The organism is Limnohabitans sp. MORI2, from assembly GCF_027925025.1.
GTDB lineage: Bacteria > Pseudomonadota > Gammaproteobacteria > Burkholderiales > Burkholderiaceae_C > Limnohabitans.
In genome coordinates this window covers 277,191-302,594 of sequence record NZ_AP027058.1, presented here as the reverse complement: position 1 = coordinate 302,594, position 25,404 = coordinate 277,191, and the positions used below count along the sequence as shown (strand labels likewise).

Annotated in this window: 24 protein-coding genes; 14 read left to right on the top strand and 10 right to left on the bottom strand. The window is 57.5% G+C overall.

The features are described 5' to 3' along the window. The gene (locus QMG27_RS01545) at positions 1-576 is read right to left on the bottom strand and encodes a 5-formyltetrahydrofolate cyclo-ligase (RefSeq protein WP_281812475.1); all 576 of its coding nucleotides are present in this window, start codon (positions 574-576) and stop codon (positions 1-3) included. A 130-nt stretch (positions 577-706) separates the two neighbouring features. Between QMG27_RS01545 and QMG27_RS01540 the strand changes: the two genes are divergently transcribed. From QMG27_RS01540 to groL, 3 genes are all read left to right on the top strand, one after another. Further along, positions 707-2,629 carry a lytic transglycosylase domain-containing protein gene (locus QMG27_RS01540; RefSeq protein WP_281814700.1) on the top strand — a complete coding sequence of 641 codons (1,923 nt, stop codon included), beginning with the start codon at positions 707-709 and terminating at the stop codon, positions 2,627-2,629. A gap of 224 nt (positions 2,630-2,853) precedes the next feature. Next, the gene (groES, locus tag QMG27_RS01535) at positions 2,854-3,141 is read left to right on the top strand and encodes a co-chaperone GroES (RefSeq protein WP_281812473.1); all 288 of its coding nucleotides are present in this window, start codon (positions 2,854-2,856) and stop codon (positions 3,139-3,141) included. A gap of 33 nt (positions 3,142-3,174) precedes the next feature. Beyond that, positions 3,175-4,827 carry a chaperonin GroEL gene (gene groL, locus QMG27_RS01530; RefSeq protein ID WP_281812471.1) on the top strand — a complete coding sequence of 551 codons (1,653 nt, stop codon included), beginning with the start codon at positions 3,175-3,177 and terminating at the stop codon, positions 4,825-4,827. Positions 4,828-4,919: 92 nt separating this feature from the next. Here groL and tal read toward each other — a convergent pair whose 3' ends face one another. After that, the gene (gene tal / locus QMG27_RS01525; protein WP_281812469.1) at positions 4,920-5,861 is read right to left on the bottom strand and encodes a transaldolase; all 942 of its coding nucleotides are present in this window, start codon (positions 5,859-5,861) and stop codon (positions 4,920-4,922) included. A gap of 58 nt (positions 5,862-5,919) precedes the next feature. On the opposite strand from tal, the gene QMG27_RS01520 reads away from it, so the two are divergent. After that, positions 5,920-6,834, top strand: a complete 915-nt coding sequence (locus QMG27_RS01520; RefSeq protein WP_281812467.1) for a complex I NDUFA9 subunit family protein — start codon at positions 5,920-5,922, stop codon at positions 6,832-6,834. Continuing rightward, positions 6,834-8,054 carry a multifunctional CCA addition/repair protein gene (locus QMG27_RS01515; protein ID WP_281812465.1) on the top strand — a complete coding sequence of 407 codons (1,221 nt, stop codon included), beginning with the start codon at positions 6,834-6,836 and terminating at the stop codon, positions 8,052-8,054. The genes QMG27_RS01520 and QMG27_RS01515 overlap by 1 nt, the downstream gene beginning before the upstream one ends. 330 nt (positions 8,055-8,384) lie before the next feature. Here the strand turns inward: QMG27_RS01515 and QMG27_RS01510 are convergent, their stop codons facing one another. Next, positions 8,385-8,579 (bottom strand): DUF2905 domain-containing protein, encoded by a 195-nt coding sequence (locus QMG27_RS01510; RefSeq protein ID WP_281812463.1) that lies wholly within the window; start codon positions 8,577-8,579, stop codon positions 8,385-8,387. Between the two features lie 8 nt (positions 8,580-8,587). Next, positions 8,588-9,721 carry an SAM-dependent methyltransferase gene (locus tag QMG27_RS01505; RefSeq protein ID WP_281812461.1) on the bottom strand — a complete coding sequence of 378 codons (1,134 nt, stop codon included), beginning with the start codon at positions 9,719-9,721 and terminating at the stop codon, positions 8,588-8,590. Positions 9,722-9,789: 68 nt separating this feature from the next. Between QMG27_RS01505 and QMG27_RS01500 the strand changes: the two genes are divergently transcribed. Genes QMG27_RS01500 through ttcA form a run of 4 tightly spaced genes read left to right on the top strand, consistent with a single transcriptional unit; the run spans position 9,790 to position 12,298 of the window. Further along, on the top strand, positions 9,790-10,623 hold the full coding sequence (locus tag QMG27_RS01500; protein ID WP_281812441.1) for an SDR family oxidoreductase: 834 nt from the start codon (positions 9,790-9,792) through the stop codon (positions 10,621-10,623). Further along, positions 10,620-11,009, top strand: a complete 390-nt coding sequence (locus QMG27_RS01495) for a dihydroneopterin aldolase (RefSeq protein ID WP_281812439.1) — start codon at positions 10,620-10,622, stop codon at positions 11,007-11,009. Before QMG27_RS01500 ends, QMG27_RS01495 begins: the two co-directional genes overlap by 4 nt. Before the next feature lies 1 nt (position 11,010). Next, positions 11,011-11,382, top strand: coding sequence for a dihydroneopterin aldolase (locus QMG27_RS01490; protein WP_281812437.1), 372 nt, complete (start codon positions 11,011-11,013; stop codon positions 11,380-11,382). Between the two features lie 4 nt (positions 11,383-11,386). Next, positions 11,387-12,298 (top strand): tRNA 2-thiocytidine(32) synthetase TtcA, encoded by a 912-nt coding sequence (gene ttcA, locus QMG27_RS01485; protein ID WP_281812435.1) that lies wholly within the window; start codon positions 11,387-11,389, stop codon positions 12,296-12,298. A 178-nt stretch (positions 12,299-12,476) separates the two neighbouring features. Here ttcA and QMG27_RS01480 read toward each other — a convergent pair whose 3' ends face one another. The 4 genes from QMG27_RS01480 to QMG27_RS01465 all read right to left on the bottom strand — a co-directional run bounded on the left by QMG27_RS01480 (position 12,477) and on the right by QMG27_RS01465 (position 15,838). Further along, the gene (locus QMG27_RS01480) at positions 12,477-13,340 is read right to left on the bottom strand and encodes a fumarylacetoacetate hydrolase family protein (RefSeq protein WP_281812432.1); all 864 of its coding nucleotides are present in this window, start codon (positions 13,338-13,340) and stop codon (positions 12,477-12,479) included. 81 nt (positions 13,341-13,421) lie between these two features. Then, on the bottom strand, positions 13,422-14,060 hold the full coding sequence (slmA, locus tag QMG27_RS01475; protein WP_281812430.1) for a nucleoid occlusion factor SlmA: 639 nt from the start codon (positions 14,058-14,060) through the stop codon (positions 13,422-13,424). A gap of 15 nt (positions 14,061-14,075) precedes the next feature. Beyond that, positions 14,076-14,948: an acetylglutamate kinase gene (gene argB, locus QMG27_RS01470; protein WP_281812428.1), complete on the bottom strand. Its 873-nt coding sequence runs from the start codon at positions 14,946-14,948 to the stop codon at positions 14,076-14,078. A 32-nt stretch (positions 14,949-14,980) separates the two neighbouring features. Beyond that, the gene (locus QMG27_RS01465; RefSeq protein WP_281812426.1) at positions 14,981-15,838 is read right to left on the bottom strand and encodes a hypothetical protein; all 858 of its coding nucleotides are present in this window, start codon (positions 15,836-15,838) and stop codon (positions 14,981-14,983) included. A 138-nt stretch (positions 15,839-15,976) separates the two neighbouring features. Here QMG27_RS01465 and galE point away from each other — a divergent pair, with 138 nt between their 5' ends. The 3 genes from galE to QMG27_RS01450 are packed head-to-tail and all read left to right on the top strand — an operon-like array spanning position 15,977 to position 20,809. Beyond that, entirely contained in the window at positions 15,977-16,999 is a 1,023-nt protein-coding gene (gene galE, locus QMG27_RS01460; RefSeq protein WP_281812424.1) for a UDP-glucose 4-epimerase GalE, read from the top strand. Next, a complete protein-coding gene (locus QMG27_RS01455) occupies positions 16,996-19,782 on the top strand; it encodes a sugar transferase (RefSeq protein ID WP_281812422.1) in 2,787 nt (928 codons plus the stop codon). Before galE ends, QMG27_RS01455 begins: the two co-directional genes overlap by 4 nt. Before the next feature lies 1 nt (position 19,783). After that, the gene (locus QMG27_RS01450) at positions 19,784-20,809 is read left to right on the top strand and encodes a glycosyltransferase family 4 protein (RefSeq protein ID WP_281812420.1); all 1,026 of its coding nucleotides are present in this window, start codon (positions 19,784-19,786) and stop codon (positions 20,807-20,809) included. Between the two features lie 17 nt (positions 20,810-20,826). Here the strand turns inward: QMG27_RS01450 and QMG27_RS01445 are convergent, their stop codons facing one another. After that, positions 20,827-22,008, bottom strand: coding sequence for an ATP-binding protein (locus QMG27_RS01445; RefSeq protein ID WP_281812418.1), 1,182 nt, complete (start codon positions 22,006-22,008; stop codon positions 20,827-20,829). A 284-nt stretch (positions 22,009-22,292) separates the two neighbouring features. On the opposite strand from QMG27_RS01445, the gene QMG27_RS01440 reads away from it, so the two are divergent. Together QMG27_RS01440 and QMG27_RS01435 are read left to right on the top strand one after the other, a co-directional pair. After that, entirely contained in the window at positions 22,293-23,315 is a 1,023-nt protein-coding gene (locus QMG27_RS01440; RefSeq protein WP_281812416.1) for a glycosyltransferase, read from the top strand. Next, a complete protein-coding gene (locus QMG27_RS01435) occupies positions 23,312-24,499 on the top strand; it encodes a hypothetical protein (RefSeq protein WP_281812414.1) in 1,188 nt (395 codons plus the stop codon). The genes QMG27_RS01440 and QMG27_RS01435 overlap by 4 nt, the downstream gene beginning before the upstream one ends. Here the strand turns inward: QMG27_RS01435 and QMG27_RS01430 are convergent. Further along, positions 24,496-25,389, bottom strand: a complete 894-nt coding sequence (locus QMG27_RS01430; RefSeq protein WP_281812413.1) for a rhamnan synthesis F family protein — start codon at positions 25,387-25,389, stop codon at positions 24,496-24,498. The genes QMG27_RS01435 and QMG27_RS01430 overlap by 4 nt on opposite strands. Between the last annotated feature and the right edge of the window lie 15 nt (positions 25,390-25,404).

Sequence of the window (25,404 nt, the reverse complement as noted above, 5' to 3'; positions counted from 1 at the left end):
TTAGCCCATCGGCCAAACCACCCCGTTGTCATTGAGCAGCGCATCGAGCGGCATATCGTGCGGCTCGGGCATCAGGTCTGGCAAAAAGCCGTGTGTGAAACCCAAGCCTGCGGTGAACGGCTTGGGTTGCAAGGTCGCCAAAGTCCGGTCATAAAACCCACCGCCATAGCCCAAGCGGAATCCTCCAGGCCCATAGCCCACACAAGGCACAAACAACAAAGTGGGCACCACCACCTCGGTGTCTTTAGGCTTAGGAATGCCATAAGCATCTTCTTCCATCGGACAGCCGGGATACCAAGCGTGGAAGGTGAGGGTTTTGTGTGCCTTGTCCACCACAGGCAAACCGATGCGGCGGCGTTGTGGCTCGTCTAGCAACTCACCGTCTTCTTTCCAGCGGTGCAGCACGGGCAGTGGGTCAAACTCGCCCTTGATGGGCCAGTACGCACCAATCACCGTGTCGGGTCGGTTGAACAACCAAATGCGCATCACGCGCTGCAACATGTCGGCCCTCTCCAGCCTATCGGGCAAGTTCAAACGCTCTTCAATGAGCTGCTGGCGCAAGGTTTTTTTGTCCACAGATAATCAAGCCATGAAATTTCGAGTCATTGTGTCACTGTTTGCCGGCGTTTTCTTTGCGTTTGGTGCTGTTCAACCTGTTGTGGCTGCGCCCACCAACAACGCCCAAGCAGATGCCGTCATCACCGACATGGCCCAAGCCTACAAGCGCGGCGACCGCAAACGCCTGAGCGCCCTGCTGCCACAAGCCAAAGGCCACATCCTCGAACCATGGGCGGCCTATTGGGAACTCAAAGCCCGCCTAGACGAAGCCTCGCACAGCGAAGTACGCGCCTTCTTTAACCGCTACCCCGCCACTTACCAAGAAGACCGCTTGCGCAACGACTGGCTGTTGCTCTTGGGCCAACGCCGTGACTGGACCACGCTCAGCGACGAACACCAACACTACCGCATGCGCGATGACCGCGAACTGCGCTGCTACTTTTTAACGGTGGAGCTGCTAGAAAAAGGCCAGCACGCCAGCCCATCCATTGCCGAGGAAGTACGCAAAAACTGGATGGCCATGAAAGAAGCCGATGATGGCTGCACCTTGGCCGCCGACCGCCTGTACTTCAGCAAACAATTCACCGCCCTCGACATTTGGCGCAAAGCCCGTTTGATGGTGGAACACAACCGCCCACGCACCGCGCGCAACGCCGTGCAAATTGTGGCCCCCGATGCGGCCAATGGGGTGCCAGACGCCATCAACAATGCCGAGAAGTTTTTGGCCAAACACATTGCCGCGCCTCAAAAAGTGCGTCAAGAGTTGGTGGTCATGGCCCTCATCAAAGTGGCCACCACCGACCCCGACAAGGCCGACAAGCTGATGCGCAACAAGTGGCAGCCTTACCTTACCGCCGAAGAACGCCACTGGATGTGGGGCGTGATTGGCCGTCAATCGGCCATGCGTTTGGATGACGATGCCCTCGCCCACTTTGCCCGTGTCGCCCACGACAAAGACTTGAACGACGACATGCTGGGCTGGAAAGTACGCGCTGCCTTGCGCGCTGGCAACACACCGAAATGGCCTGTGGTGGAAAGCGCCATCACAGCCATGAGCGCTGAGGCTCGTAAAGACCCGACTTGGATTTACTGGCACGCACGCGCCTTGTTGGCTCGCAAAAAAGTGACTCCGCAAATTCAACAAGAGGCCAACGCCATGCTCGAAGGCATCGCAGGCGTGCGCGGGTTTTACGAACAACTCGCCCTCGAAGAACTGGGCCGCAAAGTCGTCGCCCCTGCTCGACCACCTGCACCCACAGCAGAAGAGATGGAAGTGGCACGTCGCAACCCATCGCTACAACGTGCGCTGTATGCCATCAGCATCGGCTTGCGCTCTGAGGGCGTGCGCGAATGGAACTACGCCACTAATTTGGTGGATGCCCAAGGCAAAGCCGGCATGATGAGCGACCGTGAGCTGCTGGCCGCCGCGCAACTCGCCTGCGACAGCCAAGTGTGGGACCGCTGCATCAACACCAGCGAGCGCACGCGCGTGGCCATCGACTTTGAGCAACGCTTCCCCATGCCGCACAAAGAGGCGGTCATTGCCCGCAGCAAAACCATCAACCTTGACCCCGCTTATGTGTACGGCCTGATTCGCCAAGAAAGCCGCTTTGTCACTGACGCACGCTCACACGTGGGCGCATCCGGCCTCATGCAAGTCATGCCCGCCACGGCCAAGTGGACCGCACGCAAAATTGGCTTGACGGGTTTTACACCTGACCAGATCAGCGACCGCGACACCAACATCGCCATCGGTACGGGCTATTTGAAGCTGGTGCTCGACAGCTTTGAAGGCTCCATGCCCCTGGCTGCCGGCGCGTACAACGCAGGCCCCAGCCGCTCGCGCCGCTGGCGTGCGCCCAACGATGGCGACGGCCCTGTGCTGGAAGGCGCCATCTGGGCCGAGAACGTGCCGTTCAACGAAACGCGCGACTACGTGAAAAAGGTCTTGTCCAACACCACCAACTACGCCGCACTCATCACGGGGCAGCCGCAGTCGCTCAAAGCCAAGCTGGGCATGGTTGGACCACGCTCGGCCACTGCGCCGGCTGAAAACTTGGATCTACCTTGAGTGCTCATCACTACAAATTAGCACTCACTCACCTTAAACACGAAGCACCGCCTAGTCGGTGCTTTTTTCATGTTTTTAAACTTTCCCTCTTGAATTGGCATCAGATGGCCTAAAATTAGCACTCAATGACGGCGAGTGCTAACACCACCCCGTCAGTGGCTTTATCAGCGTCCAGCTAGCTTGGGCGCTCTGCTTTCAACCCTTAGTTCCTATTTGGAGATGCAATGAAACTTCGTCCTCTCGGCGACCGCGTGATCGTTAAACGTATCGAAAGCGAAACCAAAACCGCCTCTGGCATCGTGATTCCTGACTCAGCCGCTGAAAAGCCTGATCAAGGTGAAGTTGTGGCTGTCGGCCCAGGCAAGACCAATGACAAAGGCGAGACCAAAGCTTTGACAGTGAAAGTCGGCGACCGCGTGTTGTTCGGCAAATACAGCGGCCAAACCGTCAAGGTCAATGGCGACGAACTGTTGGTCATGAAAGAAGAAGACCTGTTCGCCGTCGTCGAATAAGTTCACTGATTTAGAAATTTAAGGAAATACAAAATGGCAGCAAAAGACGTAGTTTTCGGCGGCGAAGCCCGCGCACGTATGGTCGAAGGCGTGAACATCCTCGCCAACGCCGTGAAAGTGACTTTGGGCCCCAAAGGCCGTAACGTGGTGCTCGAGCGCTCTTTCGGCGCCCCCACCGTGACCAAGGACGGTGTGTCCGTGGCCAAAGAAATCGAACTCAAAGACAAGCTCATGAACATGGGCGCACAGATGGTGAAAGAAGTTGCTTCTAAAACTTCTGACAACGCTGGCGACGGCACCACCACTGCGACCGTGTTGGCCCAAGCCATCGTGCGCGAAGGCATGAAGTACGTGGTTGCCGGCGGCAACCCGATGGACTTGAAGCGCGGCATCGACAAGGCCGTGGCCGCGTTGATCGAAGAGCTGAAGAAAGTCTCTAAGACCACCACCACTTCTAAAGAAATCGCCCAAGTCGGTTCGATCTCTGCCAACAGCGACCACAGCATCGGCGAAATCATCGCCAACGCCATGGACAAAGTGGGCAAAGAAGGCGTCATCACTGTGGAAGACGGCAAGTCATTGCAAAACGAACTCGACGTGGTCGAGGGCATGCAATTTGACCGCGGCTACCTGAGCCCCTACTTCATCAACAACCCCGAGAAGCAAGCTGCTTTGCTGGACAACCCCTTCGTGTTGTTGTTCGACAAGAAGATCAGCAACATCCGCGACTTGTTGCCCACTTTGGAAGCCGTTGCAAAAGCTGGCCGTCCATTGCTCATCATCGCTGAAGACGTCGACGGCGAAGCCTTGGCAACTTTGGTGGTCAACACCATCCGTGGCATCTTGAAGGTTGTGGCTGTCAAGGCTCCAGGCTTTGGCGATCGTCGCAAGGCCATGTTGGAAGACATCGCCATCTTGACTGGCGGCAAAGTGATCGCCGAAGAAGTTGGCTTGACCCTCGAAAAAGTGACTTTGGCAGACCTCGGTCAAGCCAAGCGCATCGAAGTGGGCAAAGAAAACACCATCATCATCGACGGCGCTGGTGCAGCTGCTGACATCGAAGCTCGCGTGAAGCAAATCCGCGTGCAAATCGAAGAGGCAACTTCTGACTACGACCGCGAAAAGCTGCAAGAGCGCGTGGCCAAGTTGGCTGGCGGTGTTGCCGTGATCAAGGTGGGCGCTGCCACCGAAGTCGAAATGAAAGAGAAGAAAGCCCGCGTCGAAGACGCCCTGCACGCCACCCGCGCTGCAGTGGAAGAAGGCATCGTGGCTGGCGGCGGCGTGGCTTTGCTGCGTGCACGTCAAGCTGTGGGCGCCTTGAAGGGTGACAACGAAGACCAAAACCACGGCATCGCCTTGGTGTTCAAAGCCATCGAAGCGCCTCTGCGCGAGATCGTTTACAACGCCGGCGGCGAAGCCAGCGTGGTGGTGAACAATGTGTTGGCCGGCAAGGGCAACTACGGCTTCAACGCATCCAACGACACCTACGGCGACATGATCGAAATGGGTATCTTGGACCCAACGAAAGTGACACGCACTGCTTTGCAAAACGCAGCGTCTGTGGCGTCTCTGATGTTGACCACCGAGTGCATGGTGTCAGAAGCTCCGAAAGAAGAGTCTGCTGGCGGCATGCCCGACATGGGTGGTATGGGCGGCATGGGTGGTATGGGCGGCATGGGCATGTAATTGCCTCGCTGCTTTGCCTGAGCACTTCGGTGCTCTTGCCAAACAAAAAAGCCCCGCATTGCGGGGCTTTTTTTCGTCTGTACTCAGGGTACTTAATGCATGAGCGCTTCCAGCTTCACCGCATCCACACAGAAGGCACGAATGCCTTCGGCCAGCTTCTCTGTGGCCATGGCGTCGTCATTCAAGGCGTAACGGAACGAGGCCTCGGTGTGATGCACGGCAGGCAAATCCAGCTGCATCGCAGCTGTTGCACTCAGCGCTTGCGTCAAAGGCTGGGTCGATGCACCCAGCTGCGCGAGCAACTCAGGCGCAATGGTGAGCAAATCACAACCTGCCAATGCAGTGATTTGGCCTACGTTTCTGAAGCTCGCACCCATCACCTCGGTCTTGATACCGTGGCGTTTGTAGTGGTTGTAAATCGCACGGACCGACTTTACGCCGGGGTCGTTGGCATTGGCGTTATCGGCCTCTACCCACGCAGCGCCCGCCGACTTTTTGTACCAGTCGTAAATGCGACCCACGAACGGGGAGATCAGTTGCACCTTGGCATCGCCGCACGCCACCGCTTGGGCAAACGAGAAAAGCAAAGTGAGGTTGGTGCGAATGCCTTCGCGCTCTAACTCGGCAGCGGCTTGAATGCCTTCCCAAGTGGACGCGATTTTGATGAGCACGCGTTCGCGCTTGATGCCCTGCGCTTCGTACAAAGCCATGATGCGCTTGGCACGCGCCACGGTGGCAGCTGTGTCAAAGCTCAACCGCGCATCCACTTCGGTGGAGACCCGCCCTGGGATGGTGGCCAAAATTTCGCAGCCAAAGCGCACCAACAAGCGGTCGATCTGCGCGTCCATCGGCTCGTTGCCGTGCTCTGCCACCACCGCCTTGAGCAAAGGCAGGTATTCGGGCTTTTGCACCGCTTTGAGGATCAGTGATGGGTTGGTCGTGGCGTCTTCGGGCTGGAACTGTGCGAGCTGCTTAAAGTCGCCGGTGTCGGCCACCACGGTGGTGAATTGTTTGAGGGCGTCGAGTTGGTTCATGGGGTGATTATCCAATTTCGTCAGAAAAGCCTAACGGCTTCGCGCTACAGTGTGTTTTATGCCTTCTTTCACGCCTCAAAAAATCCTCATCCTTGGTGGCAGCGGCTTTGTGGGCCGTCATGTGTGTTCACGCCTGAGCCTACAACACCACCAAGTCACCGTGCCCACACGCCGCTTGCCTGCACGCCACATCCAAATGATGCCGGGCGTGAGCGTGGTGCAAGCCAATGTGCACGACGCCAAACAACTGCAAGCCTTGGTGCATGGCCATGACGTGGTCATCAACCTCATTGCCATCCTGCACGGCAACGAAGATGAGTTCAATCAAGCCCACGTCACCCTGCCTGCTAATTTGGCACGTGCGTGCCATGCAGAAAACGTCACGCGTCTCATCCACATCAGCGCCTTGGGTGCCGATGTGCATGGCCCCTCTATGTACCAGCGCAGCAAAGCGCGAGGTGAATTGGCCTTGCAATCCGCCGCACAAAAAGCGCCATTGGGTTTGACGCTGCTGCGCCCCAGCGTGATCTTTGGCAAAGACGACCAGTTCATCAATCTGTTTGCCAATCTGCAAAAGGTGTTCCCCGTCATACCGCTGGCAGGCGCGAACACGCGCTTTCAACCTGTGTGGGTACACGATGTGGCGCAAGCCATCGTGCATTGCGTGAACACCCCCAGCACCGAAGGCCAAGTGTTTGAACTGTGCGGCCCCGACATCCTCACGCTGGCGGAGTTGGTGCAACTCGCAGGCCGCTGGGTGGGCAAACAGCGCCCCGTCATCTCGCTGCCCTACGCCATCGGCTGGCTGCAAGCACTGCTGATGGAGTGGGCTCCCGGCAAGCCGCTGATGAGCCGCGATAACTTGGACTCAATGAAGGTACACAACGTGGCCATCGGCCACTTGCCCGGCTTGCGTGCCTTGGGTGTATCAGAGCCCAAGTCCATCAAACGATTGTTCGTCGCAGGCAAGTGATGAAAACCTACCTCGTCGGCGGTGCGGTGCGCGATGCCCTCATGGGCGTCAGCGGCTCCGACCGCGACTGGGTGGTGGTAGGCGGCACACCCGAAGCCTTGGTGGCGCAGGGCTATCAGCCTGTGGGCAAAGACTTTCCCGTGTTCTTGCACCCGACCACACACGAAGAATATGCGCTGGCCCGCACCGAGCGTAAAACCGCACGCGGCTACCACGGCTTTAGCGTGTACGCCGCGCCCGACGTGACGCTGGAGCAAGACCTTGCGCGACGCGACCTCACCATCAACGCGATTGCGCAAGACGAGCACGGCAACCGCACCGACCCCTACGGCGGCGAACGAGACATTGCCGCCCAAGTGCTGCGCCATGTGACCGATGCCTTTCGCGAAGACCCTGTACGCATCTTGCGCGTGGCCCGCTTTGCAGCGCGCTTTCCCGAATTCACCGTCGCGCCTGAAACCGTTGCGCTCATGCGTGAGATGGTGGCCGATGGCGAAGTGGATGCACTGGTCAGCGAACGCGTATGGCAAGAACTCTCACGCGGTCTGATGGGTGCCAAGCCTTCGCGCATGCTGCAAGTGCTGCGCGACTGCGGCGCTTTGCAGCGACTGCTGCCAGAGGTTGACAAACTCTACGGCGTGCCACAACGCGCCGAATACCACCCTGAGATTGACACAGGCATTCACCTAGAAATGGTGCTCGATGCATCGGCCCGCATGAACGCCCCGCTGGAAGTGCGCTTTGCATGTCTGTGTCACGACCTCGGCAAAGGCACAACGCCTGCCGACGTATTGCCCCGCCACATCGGCCACGAGCAACGCAGCGAAAAACTCACCCACGCTCTGTGCGCGCGTTGGCGTGTGCCTGTGGTCTGCAAAGAACTGGCCGAGCTGGTGGCGCGTGAGCACGGCAACATTCATCAAAGCTTGAGCTTTGGTGCTGAAGCAGTTTTGCGCTTGCTGGTGCGCTGCGACGCACTGCGCAGGCCTGAGCGGTTTTTATTGGCGTTGCAAGCGTGCGAGTGTGATGCACGTGGGCGATTGGGCAAAGAAAATGAGGCGTATGCGCAGGGGCCTCGGTTAGCTTCGCTATTGAAGGCGGCGCAGTCTGTTGACAGTGCTGCTGTGAGTGCGCAGGCTTTACAAGATGGTCTTACCGGTCCAGCCATAGGTAAGCGGCTAGACGCGGCAAGGGTTGCAGCCATTGGCGCTGCGCTTTGAGTTTTTCGCTTTAAGTTCGACGCTGCGAAATGGCAAGGGCGGTAACCGCTCTGCTCCTACGCCGCTAAAGCGGCTAGATGTCGCTGCCGCGGTCACCGCCCTTGCCACTTCGCCGCTTTGGGCTCGCGTTGCATTGCGATTCGCGCATAGGCAGTTGCAGCCAATCAGAAAGTAACGATCGACCGGGTTTGAATGCATGCATGCAAACAACCAAACGCGTCAAGCGGAGTTGGGTGTGCCTGCGGCAGCGACATCTAGCCGCTTCAGCGGCGTAGGAGCAGAGCAGGTACACCCAACTCCGCTTGACACCGAGGGGGAGTCCAAAAACGACTACAAAACCTTAGAGATGCCCGCACAAACGAGGCTGAGAATGATCGTAGAAGCCAGCGGAATAAATATCTCGCGCCCAAAAATCTTGAACCGAATATCCCCAGGCAAGCGTCCAAACCCCAACTTCTGAAGCCAAGGCGTCAGCGCGTTGATGAGCAACAGCGCGAGGAAAACAACAATCAACCAGCGTGTCATGCCGCGGCTTACAGCGCGTAAGTGCGGTCACCTTGTGCAAAGCCCATCGGCTCCCACTCGGTCGTGCCAAAGGCCACCACTTTGAACAACTCGCCCATCTCGTGCTCGGTGATGAGCTTTTGCGCCATGGTTTTTTCATCCAGCGGTGCATCCACCAACGGTGGCAACAAACCGCAGTTGATCAAAAAATGCGCTTGGCTGGTGTAGCCCAACACGTTCAAGCCCGCGTCTTGCGCGGCCAGCGCCACGCCTGTGAAGTTGACGTGTGCGGTGATGTCTTTGCCGCCCACATCCACCAATGGGTCTGGGTCTGACTTGTGCAGCTTGTGACACATCAACGTGCCCATGCTGCGTTGGGGATGGAAGTATTCGCTCTCAGGAAAACCGTAGTCAATGAGGAATGCCGCACCGCCTTTGCCCGTGGCCGCTTCGCCCGCTTTGAAGCGGTCGGCCAAGGTGGCGACAAAGGCTTCGGCTTGGTGGTGAATTTCGGTGAGGTAGTCGTGCTCACCCATCACCTCGACGGGTGGGCGCAGGTCGGTCACGCGGTCTTCCCATTGCAATGGTGACGCAGCATCAGTACCCCACACCACACCGCGCTCATGCCACACACCGCCTTTGCGCACCAGCAGTTGCACAGGCATGGCATCGAGCACTTCGTTGCCCACCACCACGCCGCTGAGTTGCTCGGGCAAGGCGTCCACCCACTGCACTTTGTGCGCGTGGGCCTTGAGCGTTTCTTGTTGGCGCTCACGCAAGCTGCCGGACAAATCGACGATGGTGTAACGCTTGACGCTGTCGCCCAAGCTGTCGAGCAACTGCAAAGCCAAAGCGCCAGAGCCTGCGCCAAATTCCCACACCTCGTCCGTGCCTGTCACTTGCAAAGCCTCAGCCACTTGATGGGCCAAGGTGTGACCAAAGTGTTTGGACATTTCGGGAGCGGTAGCGAAGTCGCTGCCGGTCTCAGGCGTGAGGCCAAATTTACGCAGACTGTTGGTGTAGTAGCCCATGCCCGGCGCGTACAAAGCGAGCGCCATGAAACGGTCAAAACTCAGCCAGCCGCCTGCATTGGCAATTTGGCGGTTAATCAAGGCGTACAAAGCCTGTTGGCTCGGGTCGTTGGATAATTGGGGGATCGTCATTGGGTGCTGATCGTAACTCGACCCACCCCTCCCTTTTTTCCGCTTTTTCACCACAGGCACCTCACACCATGCGCTCTTGGGCACTCATCACTGGCGGCAGCGTTCGCTTAGGTCGCGAAATCGGCCTCGCCTTTGCGCGCGCGGGTTGGAATGTGGCCTGCCACTACAACCATTCAGAGGCCGAGGCCAACGCCTTGTGCGCCGAACTGCGCGCCATGGGCGTCGATGCACTGGCCGTGCAAGGCGACTTGGAAGATGAGGCCAGCTGCCAAAGCATTTTTGACACCACTGTGGCCATCACCGGCCACGCGTTGCAATGTGTGGTGAACAACGCGTCGCTGTTTGTACCTGACGAGGGGGCTGACTTTGACGAAGCGCAGGCTTTGGCGCAAATCAAGGTCAACCTCATGGCGCCGATGCGCTTTGGCAAATGGATGGCGGCCCTCCACGGTACGTCTGCACAGAGCAGTGACAAGACGACTGAGGCAGGTTCTGGGACAGCGCAGGCAATGACCTCCGCCAAGCCCAGCGTCATCCATGTGCTGGACCAAAAGGTGTTCAACCTCAACCCCGATTATTTTTCGTACACGCTCTCCAAACTCGCGCTCGAACGCGCAGTCAGCTTGCAAGCGCAATCGCTCGCGCCCACTTTGCGTGTCAACGCCGTGGCCCCTGGGCTGATGTACCTCAGCGGCCCACAAACCCAAGACAACTTCAACCGAGCCGCAAACGCCAACTTGCTGCGCCAGCCCATCAACCCCGCCGACGTGGCCAGCAGTGTGGTGTTTTTGGCCGACAACGCCAGCATCACCGGCACCACCGTGCGCGTGGACAACGGCCAACATTTGGTACCACTCGCACGCGATGTGATGTTTGTGGTCGAGGAGCTTTTCAAATCATGAATGACCACCTTTTACGCAACTGCCGCCGCCTGTTTTTGCGCGGCCTAACCGTGCAAGCGCACATTGGCATCCACGACTTCGAGTTGCATGCGGCACAACGCATCGTGATCGATGTGGACTTGTATGTCTCATTTGCAGGCACTAGCCCCAAAGACGACCGCATCGACGAAGTGGTGGACTACGACTTTGTGCGCGCCGTGGTGCACGCACGCATCGCGCAAGGCCACATCAACTTACAAGAAACTTTGTGCGACGACATCCTCACACGCCTGCTTGAACACACCGGTGTGATGGCCGCACGCGTGTCTACCCGCAAGCCCGACGTTTACCCCGACTGCGAAGCGGTGGGCGTGGAAGTGTTCCGCGCCAAACCTGGAGTGCTGTGACATGGCCAGCAAAGGCACACAAATTTTGAACCTCACCGGCCTGCGCTTTGATGCCAACTTGGGCATCTTGGAGCACGAGAAGATTGACCCGCAACCCATTCAAGTGGACGCCGAGTTGAACCTTGGCACACAGCCCCTGCTGCCGCATGACGATGACATTTGCCATGTGCTCGACTACCGCAAGGTGCGTCAAATCATCATCAGCGAATGCACCGCCGAGCATGTGAACTTGCTCGAAACCCTCATTGGCAAACTCGCCCACCGCCTCATGCAACTGCCGGGTGTGTTGGGCGTGCGCGTGAAGATCGCCAAGCTCGAAATTTTTGAAGACTGCGAAGTCGCCATTCGCATGGAAACTGGACAATGGAATTAATCAAATGACGACCGTAGAAAAAGACCTCAACAAAGATCCGAAACAACTCAAGATCGAGCACGAGAACCACAAGCTCGAAAAACGCCTGTGCCGCCAAGTCGGGCAAGCCATCGTCGACTACAACATGATCGAAGAAGGCGACAAGATCATGGTCTGCATGTCAGGCGGCAAAGACAGCTACGCCATGCTCGACATCTTGCTGATGATGCAGCAGCGCGCCCCCATCAGCTTTGAGCTGATTGCGGTCAACCTCGACCAAAAGCAGCCAGGCTTTCCTGCCGATGTGCTGCCCAAGTATTTGGCGCAAGTGGGCGTGAAATTCCGCATCGAAACGCAAGACACGTATTCGATCGTCAAAGAAAAAATTGCCGAAGGCAAAACCATGTGCAGCCTGTGTTCGCGCTTGCGCCGCGGTATCTTGTACCGCGTGGCGGGCGAGTTGGGTTGCAACAAAATCGCGCTCGGCCACCACCGCGATGACATCTTGCAAACCTTCTTCTTGAACATGTTCTACGGCGGCAAGCTCAAAGCGATGCCCCCCAAACTGGTGAGTGACGGCGGCGACCACATGGTCATTCGCCCCCTCGCCTACGTGGCCGAGAAAGACTTAGAACGCTGGGCCAAAGTGCGCCAGTTCCCCATCATCCCGTGCACACTGTGCGGCAGCCAAGACGGCCTGCAACGCCAAGTGGTGGGCGACATGCTGCGCGAGTGGGAAAAGAAACACCCAGGCCGCATTGAAAACATGTTTGCCGCGCTGCAAAACGTCGTGCCTTCGCATTTGATGGATCACACCAAGTTTGATTTCAAAACTTTGGTGACCACAGGCGTGGCGTCAGAGGATGGCGATAAGGCGTTTGACCATGAGGAGTTTCCTATGGCGACGTTGCCCGGGATGCAGGTGGTGTCTCTTTAAGCTTTTTGCTTCGCGAGCGCCCAAAGCGTTGCGTACATGGGGTGTGGCGGCTGACGATTTCTGGTACTCCAGCATGAGGAAGCCGCCACACCCCATGTGCGCAACGCGACCTCACTCGGAGAAAACAAAACAAAAAAGCCACCCAAACAAGGTGGCTTTTCAATAGAGCAGAAAAGGGTCAGAGCTTAAAAGCCACCACCTTCTGGTGCTGCTCACCCAAACCTTCAATGCCCAATGTCATCACATCGCCGCGCTTCAAATACACAGGCGCTGGCTTGCCGTCTTTCTTCAAGCCCATGCCCACGCCGGGAGGTGTGCCCGTGCAAATCACATCACCAGGTTTCAAGGTCATGAACTGGCTCAGGTAGCTCACAATTTTGGCCACGCCAAAAATCATGGTCTTGGTGTTGCCGGTTTGCATGCGCACACCGTTCACATCGAGCCACATATTAAGTTTTTGTGGGTTGGCTATTTCGTCACGCGTGACCAACCAAGGGCCGATGGGGCCAAAGGTGTCGCAGCCCTTGCCCTTGTCCCAAGTGCCGCCGCGCTCTAGTTGGTATTCGCGTTCGCTCACGTCGTTGATCAGGCAGTAACCTGCCACATGCTCAAGCGCCGCTTTTTGCGACACATAGCGAGCTTCAGTGCCAATGACGATACCCAGCTCCACTTCCCAATCTGTCTTCACCGACCCCTTTGGCAACATCACATCGTCGTTCGGGCCTTGGATGCAGCTGATGGCTTTGGTGAACACGATCGGCTCTTTGGGAATGGGCATGCCTGCCTCTTCGGCATGGTCGGCATAGTTCAAGCCAATCGCCAAGAACTTGCCCACATTCGCCACAGGGCAGCCCATGCGAGGCTTGCCCTTGACCAAAGACAGCTTGTCCGTGTTGAGCTTGGCCAACTTCGCCAAAGCTTTGTCGCTCAGCTGATCGGGCGTCACATCGGCGATGACTTTGCTCAAGTCACGCAACTTGCCTGCGGCATCAATGAGGCCTGGTTTTTCTTTGCCGGGGTTGCCGTAACGCACGAGTTTCATGAGTCGCCTTTGAAAATTTAAAAAATCGGGTTGGGATGAACGGCTAAATTTTGTCGTCATGCGAGTGACGCAACAAGCACATCAGCGACACATCAAAGCAAGCGAAGCTTCCAAGTGGTCCAGCGGCGAACGCTTAAAGCCTGAACGCGTAAAGCGCTGCAACTGCCCCAGCGCAAAAGCCATCAACACCGCCGCACGCACTTGGGCGTCAGCGGTGGGTGAGGCTGATTTGTTGGCCTCGGCAGCCGCACGCAGCACTTGGCGAAGGGCCGATTCGATGCGCTCAAACAATTGGTTCATGCGCTGGTGCAAACGCTCGTTTTCAAACACCAAGGCATCGCCCACCATCACGCGGGCCATGCCTGGGTTTTTCTCGCCAAATTGCAACAGCACCGTCACCATGCGTATGGCCTTTGATGCGCCATCGCCTTCGCGCTCGGCGATTTGATTGACCAAGCCAAACACGCTGTGCTCGATGAAGTCAATCAAGCCTTCGAACATTTGCGCCTTGCTGGCGAAGTGGCGGTACAGGGCCGCTTCGCTCACATCCAACTTAGAAGCCAATAACGCCGTGGTGATGCGCTCTGCGCCTGGCTGCTCCAACATACCCGCCAACGTTTGCAAAATTTGCTCACGCCGTTGGCCCGGTTTCATGCGGTGGCGCACCTTGGGTTCTTCACGGTCAGGGGCGGCTTCGTCGGGCAAGGCGTTGTCGGACATGGCTTAGAAAGTAAGTTAGTGCGACCTAATCATGGTGCCAAAGGCTTGTTCCGTCAACACCTCAAGCAGCATGGCGTGTGGCACGCGGCCATCGATGATGTGCACCGCTTTCACACCACTGTTGGCGGCATCCAAAGCGCCAGCAATTTTAGGAATCATGCCGCCGCTGATGGTGCCGTCTGCAATCAGCTCATCGATGCGACGCGGTGTCAGCTCGGTCATCAACTCGCCTTGCTTGTCGAGCACGCCACGAATATTGGTGAGCATCAACAGTTTTTCGGCGCTCAACACGGTGGCCAGTTTGGCAGCCACCACGTCGGCGTTGATGTTGTAGCTCTCGTTGCCCTCGCCAAAACCAATCGGGCTCACCACAGGAATGAACGCATCGTCTTGCAAGGCTTTGACCACGCTGGGGTCGATGCTGACGATGTCGCCCACTTGGCCCACGTCGTAGGTCTTGCTGGGGTCTTTGCTGTCGTGCACGGTCAGCTTCTTGGCGCGAATCATCGCGCCATCGCGGCCAGTCAAGCCAACAGCTTTGCCGCCCGCTTGGTTGATGAGGCCCACGATGTCTTGCTGCACTTCACCGCCCAACACCCACTCCACCACTTCCATGGTTTCGGCGTCGGTCACGCGCATGCCTTCGATGAACTCACCCTTCTTACCCAAGCGTTGCAGCAAGCCTTCAATTTGCGGGCCGCCGCCGTGCACCACCACGGGGTTCATGCCCACGAGCTTGAGCAACACCACGTCTTCGGCAAATGCTTTTTGCAACGCGGGGTCAGTCATGGCGTTGCCGCCGTATTTGATGACCAAGGTTTTGCCGTGAAACTTACGGATGTAGGGCAGCGCTTGGGCCAGGATGTCGGCGGGAGAAAAATCGCTCATGGTTTCAAACTCCGTGGGTAGTCGGTCTAGGCTTATTCAGCGTGCTCAACGGCTGGGGCAGGCTGTGCAGCTTGTGGGCCCAACACGCGCTCACGCACCATCTCGCGCAAGAGCTTTTTCTCTTGGAAGCTCAAGGCACGCTCCAACACGCGACGCACGCCGAGCAACAGCTGGCGGTCCACCTCTTGTGGAATACCGCGTGTGTTTTGCAGCTCTTCGCGCAAGTCTTCGCGCAGGTCTTCTGGCTCTTCGTCCCACCATGCGGTGATGACGGTGTTGAGCTGCTCGCGCAGTTGCTCGGGGTCAATCGCAGGCGCAGCGTGCACCGAGCTGGCGTGTCGAGCACCGCCCTCGCGCAAGGCCTGAGCACCCAACACCACGCGCTGGTCGGCTTGCGACAGCAAGCGTGCCCAACCTGGGTCTTCACGGTTCAGTTGGGCCATATTGCGTGAAGCTTCGTCGGCCAGCAGGTGCACCGACACACCGTGTAATTGGGCTTCGTCAATCAGGCTGATCAAGCGCTCGTCATCGCTGCCCACCAAAATGTGGTCGCAGGCGCCACGTTCGGCCAAGCGCTTGAGGTCGGCCCCCAAGGTACGCAGCATCGACAAGCCGCCGTCTTGGCTGTGAGGCATCACGGCACGGGTAATTTGTGCAGGCACCGCTTGGTCGTCTGGCGTGTCGCTGTACCAGTAAATGCGACGCAGGTTCAGGTCGAGGCCGTTGTGGCTCAAGGCGTTGCTCAGTAACTGATGCAACTGTGGGCGCACGTGGTCTTGTGCGGTGTCGGTCTGGCCTTGCAACCACGCCAAAAAACGGGCGTCGATGAGGGCAATGCAAGATTCAGCGCCAGCGTGTGCGCCTGCTTGAGGGGAATGTGTGCGTTTCATGGAAGTACTAAAAAGGTAAGAAGATAGAAATCACTCACCAGAGCACTAACTGTGCGCACTGGCAAGCTGGTTTTATTTTAGGCCGCAGACCGCATATTCACAGGGGATAATCGCCAAAACTTATAAATTTTTCACGGCATGACACAACCCATTTTGATCACTGGTGGCACGGGCTTTATTGGCTCCCACACTGTCGTCACCCTCGCTGAAGCGGGCCAACCTGTGGTCATTTTGGACAATTTGTGCAATTCGAGCCCCAAAGTACTCGACCGATTGGCCCGTTTGAACGCCAGCCCCATCGAGTTTGTGCAGGCCGATATTCGCGATTCAGCGGCGCTTGACGCCCTATTTGCCCGCCACCACTTTGCAGGCGTCATCCACTTTGCAGGCCTCAAGGCCGTGGGCGAATCGGTCGCTCAACCCCTGCGTTACCTTGAGAACAATGTCAGCGGCACCCTCAACCTGCTGCAAGCCATGGACCGCGCCAATGTGCGCCGCATTGTGTTTAGCTCGTCAGCCACCGTGTATGGCGACCCCGTGAGCGTACCCATCCCCGAAACCGCGGCGCTGACTGCCACCAACCCCTATGGCCGCACCAAGCTCATGTGCGAAGACGCGCTGCGCGAGCTGCACGCGGCTGACCCACGTTGGAGTATTGCTATCTTGCGCTACTTCAACCCTGTGGGCGCGCACGAAAGCGGTTTGCTGGGCGAAGCACCCAACGGCATTCCCAACAACCTCATGCCCTACATCACCCAAGTGGCCTTGGGCCAGCGGGCGCACTTGCAAATCTTTGGCAACGACTACCCCACACCCGATGGCACAGGCGTGCGTGACTACCTGCATGTGAGCGACTTAGCCGCTGGCCACTTGGCCGCACTGCGTGCCTTGAACGAGCCCAAACTCCTCACCGTCAACCTCGGCACAGGCCGTGGCGTGAGCGTGCAAGACATGGTTGACACATTTGCACGCGTCAACGGCGTGCCCATCCCTCACCAAGTTGTGCCCCGCCGCCCTGGCGATGTGGCCCAGTGCTTGGCCGATCCACGCCAAGCCAAAGCGTTGCTGAATTGGGAAACCCAGTTTGACCTTGAACGCATGTGCGCCGACGCGTGGCGCTGGCAGTCTATGAACCCACAAGGGTTCGACACCCCGCTATGAAAAACCAAGACGACGGCACACTGTCCCTGTTTGACGACTTTCCGCCAGCCCCTGATCCTGCAACATTGCCGCCCGTTGCGCCTGCGAAAAAGCCACGTGCCAAGCGCAAAGCTGCAGAGCCTAAAGTCGTAGTGACTGACGCCCATGTGAGCGAGCCAGCACAAAACACCACATCGCCGGTCCCCAGCGAAACCGCTGAAACCGAGCCAACGGAACAATCCGTCGACCAAGGCGTTCACGTCGAAACCACGCTTCACCTGGCAGGCCTTGTCGAGCCGCAACGCCGCCGCAACAGCCCATGGGCTGGCCTAGACCTCGCAGCCATACAAGCCAACGCGCAAGTACCGCATGTGATGATCGTCATCACCCGCGGTGAAGCGGGTGGCGCGCAATCGCATGTGCGCGACTTGTGCCAAGCCTTGCAAGGGCGCGTGCAATTCACTGTGGTCATTGGTGGGCCCATCGAAGCGTCTGTGTTGGGCCGTGAACTCACGCAACTCGGCATCACCGTGTGCCCCATGCCTGACATGGTGGAGTCGCTCAACCCGCTCAAGCTGTGGCCAGCAGTTAAGCAGGTGACCGAACTCATCCACACGCACCAGCCTGACCTTGTGCATGGTCACAGCGCCATTGGTGGTTTGGTGGCACGCGTGGCTGCACATCGTGCACAGGTGCCTTCCATCTACACCGTGCATGGCTTTGGCTTCAAACCCGAAGTGCCACTGGTGCGCCGCACCGCTGCAGGCTTGGCCGAACGCATGATGGCGGGTTGGACCTCGCACATGATTTGCGTGTCCAAATACGAACGTGACTTGGCGTTGAACTTGGCCATTGCCCCTGAGCGTGTGCACGTCATTCCCAACGGCATTGCGCGTTTGCCAAAGCCTGAGCAGCCCCTCAATGAGCCCCCCACGGTGGTCACGCCTCGCCTCATCATGGTGGCCCGTACCAAAGCCCCCAAACGCCACGACTTGCTGTTGCAAGCCTTGGCCAAAGTGCGCAACACTTTAGGGCACGAACTGCCCGTCACTTTGGCAGGCGATGGCCCGCTGACCGAAGCGCTTCGCGCACAAGCCCAATCACTCAACCTCAAACACATCACTTGGGCGGGTGACGTGAGCAACGTGAGCGAACTACTCACACAGCATGAGGTGTTTGTGCTGCTGTCTGACCACGAAGGCATGCCCATCACCGTGCTCGAAGCCATGCGTGCTGGCCTGTGTGTGTTGGCCAGCAGCTTGCCCGGCATTCGCGAGCAAATCAACGCTTACCAAGATGGCATCTTGGTGGCCAACACCCCCGAAGCCGTGGCTGAAAAACTGCTGCAACTCGTGCGCGACCCACACATGCGCAAGCGCCTGGCCCGTGCCGCACAGCAAAAATTTGAAGACAGCTTTGTCGCCGAAACCATGGCCGAACGTGTGCTGCAGGTCTACCGCCAATGCACGCAAGAAGCCAGCGACACAAAAGCCCCAACGCATGCAGAGGCCAGCACGCAACACAACGCAGGCCTCGTGTCCGCCTCGGTACGCCGCCGCGACGCCTTGCAACGCTGGGCCCTGTGGGGCGTCTGGATGTTGCTACCTAGCCTCATGGCCGCGCAGCTGTTGGAAGACGCGGGTGTCATGACCTACCAGTTTGGCGAGACGTTGTGGTGGTGCGTGCTGCCCTATGCGGTAGCTACGCACTTGCTCATGCGCGCCTCCAATTTGCCTGTGGCCGAGCGCAGCGGTGTGTTGTGGGTGTCCACCACCGCGCCGTTTTTGTTCACACCGTTAGGCTTTGCGCTGTTGCAGCAACCGTACTCACGCGCCGCCGTGGTGTGGGCCTATGCCGCCACCACGCTGTGGCTGTGGTGGGGGTATCGTCGCCACGTCAAACACCGCGCCTTGCGCTTGGTGCACATCGACACCACCGTACCCGCACAACTCGCAGCCTGCCTCAAGCCCAACACACTTGACCCACAAGCCGTGCAACTCATCGCGTGGAACCCCAACAGCGACACACCGCTGCCCGCCTGCGACGGCGTGGTACTTGACCGACATGTGCGCAGCACCGACGAGCGCACGCGTTTGTTGGGCGAGCTGAAGATGCAGCACCTGCGCCTGTACAGCGTTGAAGCCGTGGCCGAACTCACCAGCGGCCGCAAGATGCTGCCCACCGCCACTGACACACTTTGGGAGATCAACAACGACCCCAGCTACGACCGCGCCAAGCGTTTGCTAGATGTAGCCACCGTCATCGCGCTCTCACCCTTGTGGGTACCTCTGGCCATTGGTGTGGCATTGGCTGTGCGCTTCGACTCCAAAGGCCCCGCGCTGTATTCGCAACCTCGCGTCGGTCGCGATGGACAAGTGTTCACGCTGTGGAAATTCCGCAGCATGGTGCATGGCTTGCAAGCCCCAGGCGTGCACTTTGCACAAGCCGAAGACCCACGCATCACCCGTGTGGGGCGTGTGCTGCGTCGCACGCGTTTAGATGAACTGCCCCAACTCTTCAACGTGCTCATGGGCCACATGAGCCTCATTGGTCCACGCCCCGAGCAAACTGCGTTTGTGCGCGACTTTGCAGCCACCATCCCGAGCTACCCCTACCGTCACTTGGTGCGCCCGGGCCTCACCGGATGGGCCCAAGTGCAGCAAGGCTACGCCGACAGCGCTGACACCACGCGCATCAAACTCAGCTATGACTTGTATTACGTGGCGCATTACTCGCTCGCGCTCGATTTGCTGATTGCTGCCAAAACCGTCAAGACCGTGTGCACTGGTTTTGGCGCACGCTGAAATGACCACCGCCTCTCACGCACGTCGCATCCTCTTGCTAGAGGAACCCTCATGGGGCGGCGTGCACACCATGACGCGCACCTTGGCCAATGCGCTCAGTGCACAAGGCTGGCAAGTCACCGCCTTGTCTTGGCAACAAACGCAATGGCCCACATTGGTGAGTGCGGCCAAGGAGCACGATGTCATCGTAGCCACACACAACTTTGGCCCCACGTATTGCGGCGCAGCGCTCAAAGCCATCACGGGCAAGCCACTGGTCAGCTGGGTGCATGGCCCGTTAATGGAGGTGCTACACGAGGCGGGCACCTCGGCGGTGAAGAAACTTTGGCTGCGTTTGCTCTACAAACAAGTCAGCCAGTTTGTGTGCGTGTCACGCACCACGCAAGACTCGCTGCTCAGCTTCATCACGCTGGGCAAGCAACAACGCTGCACCGTCGTGCCCAACGGCATTGCCCCCATGCCCGAAGGCCAAGCCATTCATGTGCATGCAGGTCATGGCGGCGGGGGCATGCCGCCTTTGCTGCTGGGCTATGTGGGCCGCTTGTCTGCTGAAAAACGTCCGCACTTGGCCATCGATGCGTTGCGCTACTTACCCGACGAAGCACAACTGGGCATCGTGGGCGATGGCCCCGTGCACCGCAAAATAGTGCACGACAGCATGGACTTGCTCTCGCAAGGCCGCCTGCACTTTTTAGGCAAACACCCCAGCGGTGCAAGCCTGTACAAGCCATGGCAAATGACGTTGCTCACCTCACGCTACGAGGGTTGCCCCATGACGGCCCTCGAATCCCTCGCTTGCGGTGTGCCGTGCGTGTCGCTGCCCATCCCCGCCATGCGCGAGCTGTACGACCTAGATGCACCCTATCTGCTAGCCCGAGGCGATGCGCCGGTGTCGTTGGCCGAAGCCGTGATGACCACCCTCAGTCTGCCCGAACAGCAAGTACGAGACGACATGGCCCGCATCGTGGCGCGTCATCACATCGATGGGTTTGTGGGGAACTGGCAAGAGGTGCTGCGTGCCCTGTGAATCAGCGTTGTAGTTCGCTAGCCCCACAGCGTTGACAGCGGGGCGGCCCAAATGCCATTACCAAGTGGCATGGTTTCGTCCCCGTCATACAACAGCACCCCCATCTTGAAACTATCTCCCGCCAAATCAGCAAGCTTCTTAAGGCCCCGTAAGTCTGACTTTTTCACCGTAGCCGATGCCTTAACCTCGACCCCTACCAGCTGTCCCTGTGCGTTTTCAATCACCACATCGACCTCCACCTTGTCCGCATCGCGGTAGCACATCAGGCGGTAATCACCCTCGGCTGTGGCACTGTGCTTAAGCAACTCCGAAAACACAAAGGTCTCAAGCACATTGCCAAAGCGTGTTTTATCCTTAGCCACCTCATCAGGCGTCAAGTCTATCAATGCAGCTAGCAAACCTGCATCTACAAACTGAAGCTTGGGCGTTTTCATGACGCGACTTAAGCGATTGCGTGCCCACACATCAACGCGTTTGAGCAAATACATATGTTCAAACACGCCCAAATAGCTAGATGCTGTTTTTCCATCTAGGCCCACTTGCCCACCCAGCTGGGTGTAGTTGCACATTTGCCCCGCGGTTTGTGCGAGCGCATTTAAAAAGCGAGGTAAATGCCCTAGCTTTTCTATGCCAGACACATCGCGTACATCGCGCTGGATGATGGCATCCAAATATTGCCTGGCCCACGCAGTGCGCCGCTTGGGCGTGGACCTTGCCATGGCTTCAGGGTATCCACCTCGCAGCACACGTTCCACCAAGTCATCTGCTCGCGCGTCCGAGCCCGGCTGTGGCAACTGACCTGCAAATGCAGCATCTAGCCAATTAGTTGTTCTCCCTTGCACTTCACTCTGAGATAAGGGCAAAAGTGTCAACGTTTCCATTCGCCCAGCCAATGAGTCAGCCACAGTGGGCATTGCCATCAAATTGGCAGAACCTGTCAATAAGAATCGTCCAGCACGCCTGTCTTCATCCACACTCTTTTTAATGGCCAACAATAGCGCTGGGGCGCGTTGAATTTCATCAATCACCGCCCGGTCAAGACGACGAATCAAGCCCACAGGGTCATTGCGCGCAGACATCAGCGTCAACTCGTCATCCAGCGTCAGGTATTGCATGTCATCGCGAACCAACTGCCGCACAAGCGTTGTTTTGCCCGCCTGCCGTGGCCCGGCTAAAAGCACCACCGGGGTGTCGCTCATGGCTTCGGCCATACGAGGCTGTATCAGCCGAGGAATTAAAGATACTGTGTTCATACGCCAATAATATCGTAAATTTCGGAATTTAAAATAATAAATTTAGGAATTTTAGTTCGGCAATCTAGGAAATTGCACCCCCAATATCACATCGAGTGGGTTGTGGAAAATTGACAAGAAATGCTGTGCGCCATGCAAATTGACCACCCACGACTTGAACCATAATTTGGCATGTTTAGATTAATTAATGCTCATTGAGTTCAATAGTGCCAAGCGCGAAAAAGCCCTCTATGACCGCTACGTGGACTACACCGGATGACGCGCCCGAATTAACCGAAGCATTTTTCCAAAATGCCGTTATTCACAAGGCCACATCACCTACGACCCAACCATCCATCTGCATCCACTTCGTCCGTGGTGGCCCTGCCTACCTGCCCGAGATTGATGCGTATGTTGACTTCATCAACTCGCACGGTCACCAAGCCTTGGTGCACGACACGGGGGCCACTGTGCCGCTCAATGCGCAAGTGGTGTGGTGGATGTGCGGGCGCGTGCCCAGCGCTGAGGCGCGTCGGCTGAAAAACGCTTTTCACATCCACGAATACGCCTCTACCTCCGCCCCACCCAAAGCATGGCTGAAAGACTTCATCAAGCACTGGACACAGCCCAAGCCCGACTACCGCTTGTTTCAAAACGGCTGGGTGCGTGAACGCATGGGCTTTGACGATGGCGTGCCGCACGCCTTGCGTGACATGGGTGTGGCACAAACCTTCTTTGATGCCGCCACACAGGCTGCGCACACCGAGTTTGACTTGGTCTACTTAGGCGAAATGAATCGCCTTCTGCCCTTTGTGCCCCTGCTGCAAAGCATTCACGAAGCAGGCCGCACTTTGCTGCTGGTGGGTGATGTGCCTGATGCACTGCGCACACAGCTACCGACGAGCGTGGCATGTACAGGCCGCGTGCCGCATGCCGATGTGCCCCACCAACTGCGCCGTGCACGTTTTGGATTGAACTTGGTCAGCAACATCGAACCCTACAACCAGCAAACCTCCACCAAGCTGCTGGAGTACTGCGCCGTGGGCCTGCCCGTGGTGAGCAACGACTACGCGTGGGTGCGCTACTTTGCCGCGCACTACCAAGGCAATTTTCATTTCCTGCGCGATGAGCCCAGCAGCTGGATACCCAGCTTTGGCGAAGCGCTGGAGGCTTACCCCTATGTTGTGCCAGATGTGCGCGATTTGGCATGGCCCAAATTGCTGAACAAACTGTCCATTTGGCAGCACCTACACATCACAGGCGGTGCGCAGTGAGTCGCGTGATTGCGCTAGCGAGTGCGGCCGCTTTTGCCACGCAGGTGGCTTTTGCGTTGCTCATGCTGCGCTTGTTCACGCCACAAGAAGTGGGTGAATTCTCGGTCATCAGCCAAATTGGTTTTTTCTGGATGACCTTGGCTTTGGCACAAGCCCCACTGGGCCTACTGGCCAACCAGCACTTACCTGCACACATTGCGGCGCAACAGGCTTGGCGTGCCAGTGCGTGGCGGGGCTTGGCGTTGCTACCCGTCGCAGCACTGGCGGTGTGGTTCAGCCAACTCAGCCTATGGCCCGCGTTGCTGTGGGCCATGCTATTGGCGTTTTGTCAAATGGGCTGGATGTTGGCACAAAGCTTCACCCTGCGCGTGGGCTCTGCTTGGCAACAAGCCATGGTGCGTGTGTTACCTCCCCTCACTGCGGCCACCACAGCAGCGGGCGCTGCGCTGCTAGGGGCATGGGTAGGCTGGACAAGGCCCACCTTGGTGCTCTCGGCGCTGCTGGGCTACGCCGTAGGCGCGTTGTGGCTGGTGCCCGCTTTGCGTCCGCATGCGGCCAACGACACACTGGCGGCATCGAACTCGCAGTCAGACCCCCGAAGCGCGGCACTGCGCATGGCGCACACGCTGGTCGATGCCCTGCTAGCCACCGCCATCATCGTGGTGTGGCAGCGTTTGTACGGCGCTGAAGAAACAGGCTGGATGAGCGCCCTGCTGCGCGTGCTGGGCTTTTTGCCTGCCGTGGTGCACATGGCGTGGGCGCAGGTGGTGTTGGCAAAAGGTCAGTCAAACCAGAACACACACAATGCTTGGGCCAGCCCGTGGTGGCTAGGCCTAGGCGCTTTCGCCTGCGTCATTGTGTTGGGCTTGTCATGCGCCGTTGCGCTGTACCAAGAGTGGCTAGACCCACGCTGGGCTGGCCTGTGGCACTACATTGCACCGCTGGTGCTGTGGCAAGGCAGCGCCTGCTTGTCTGCGGCTTTTAGCCACCGGCCTTTCCAAACCCAATCTGCCAGTGCGTATTCATGGGCATGCATGGCACTGGGTGGTGTGCAAGCCGTGGTGCTGTTGGCCCCTGTGGCGTTGACTCAAACCATGGATGCACAAGAGCACATGGCTGCGTTTGCATTGGTGAGTAGCTTGGGGTTGTTGGGGGTGACGGGGTGGATGGCGAGGTTGCGTTAGAAAGATAAATTAAAAGACTTGAGAATCTTCTTGCCTGCAGCGCTTGTAACCATACTGGTTTTAACGTACGGAAAATCCAACTCTAACAACTCGTCTAAATTAAAAATAACGAGATTTGTTTTTTGATACGCAGCCGTTTTGATTTCATACAAAGGCGCTGCAACAAAGCCACAACTCTGGATCAACTGCGTGAGTCGCACCTCGTAAAAATCGATCACCATATCTTTGGTTGGCAAACACCACAGCGACTTGAAGAAGGTTTGGAATCGTTCATCGACCAAGATCGAACGATTGAAAACCAAAAAGAAGCTTTGCAGATGAAACTGCGGTATTGGGTTGCCAAGCAGTCCAACCATGTCAGCAGATGAGTGATGGATTTTTTCCATCATACCCTTGAACATGTGTTCAGACAGCGGCCCAATCATGCTGTCATTCGCGAGGTACAAACGATCCAGATCAGCACGCGCATCCAACATGGCGTAAAGCTGTGACCATGCACCAAAATCAAACCCAACATTAGGGCGGATATAAAGCCCAGATAAATCCAGGTCAGCCACATCCAATTGAGTTAAGTCAGCATTGACGTCATCCACGTTGATCACAAGTGCAACTGCAATGTTCGCACTTCGCAATGCCTTGATGTGATGGCGCACATGCGGCTTGATCAACGCGATGGGCGAATAAGACACAAAAAGGCAAACTTCTTTGTCTTTTGGCTGAAAACTCATCGGCTGCAGGCAACGCAATTCAGGTTGTTTTGCCAACGAGTTTTCCAAGCTTGTTATGGCGCTAACAAGGCATTGATATTTAGCCTCAACATCCTCAAACTTTGCGCGACTGACATAACGAGATGGAAGCTTGGCCTTTCGTCGACGATTCAACGCGCTCAAGAATTCTCGTAGCTT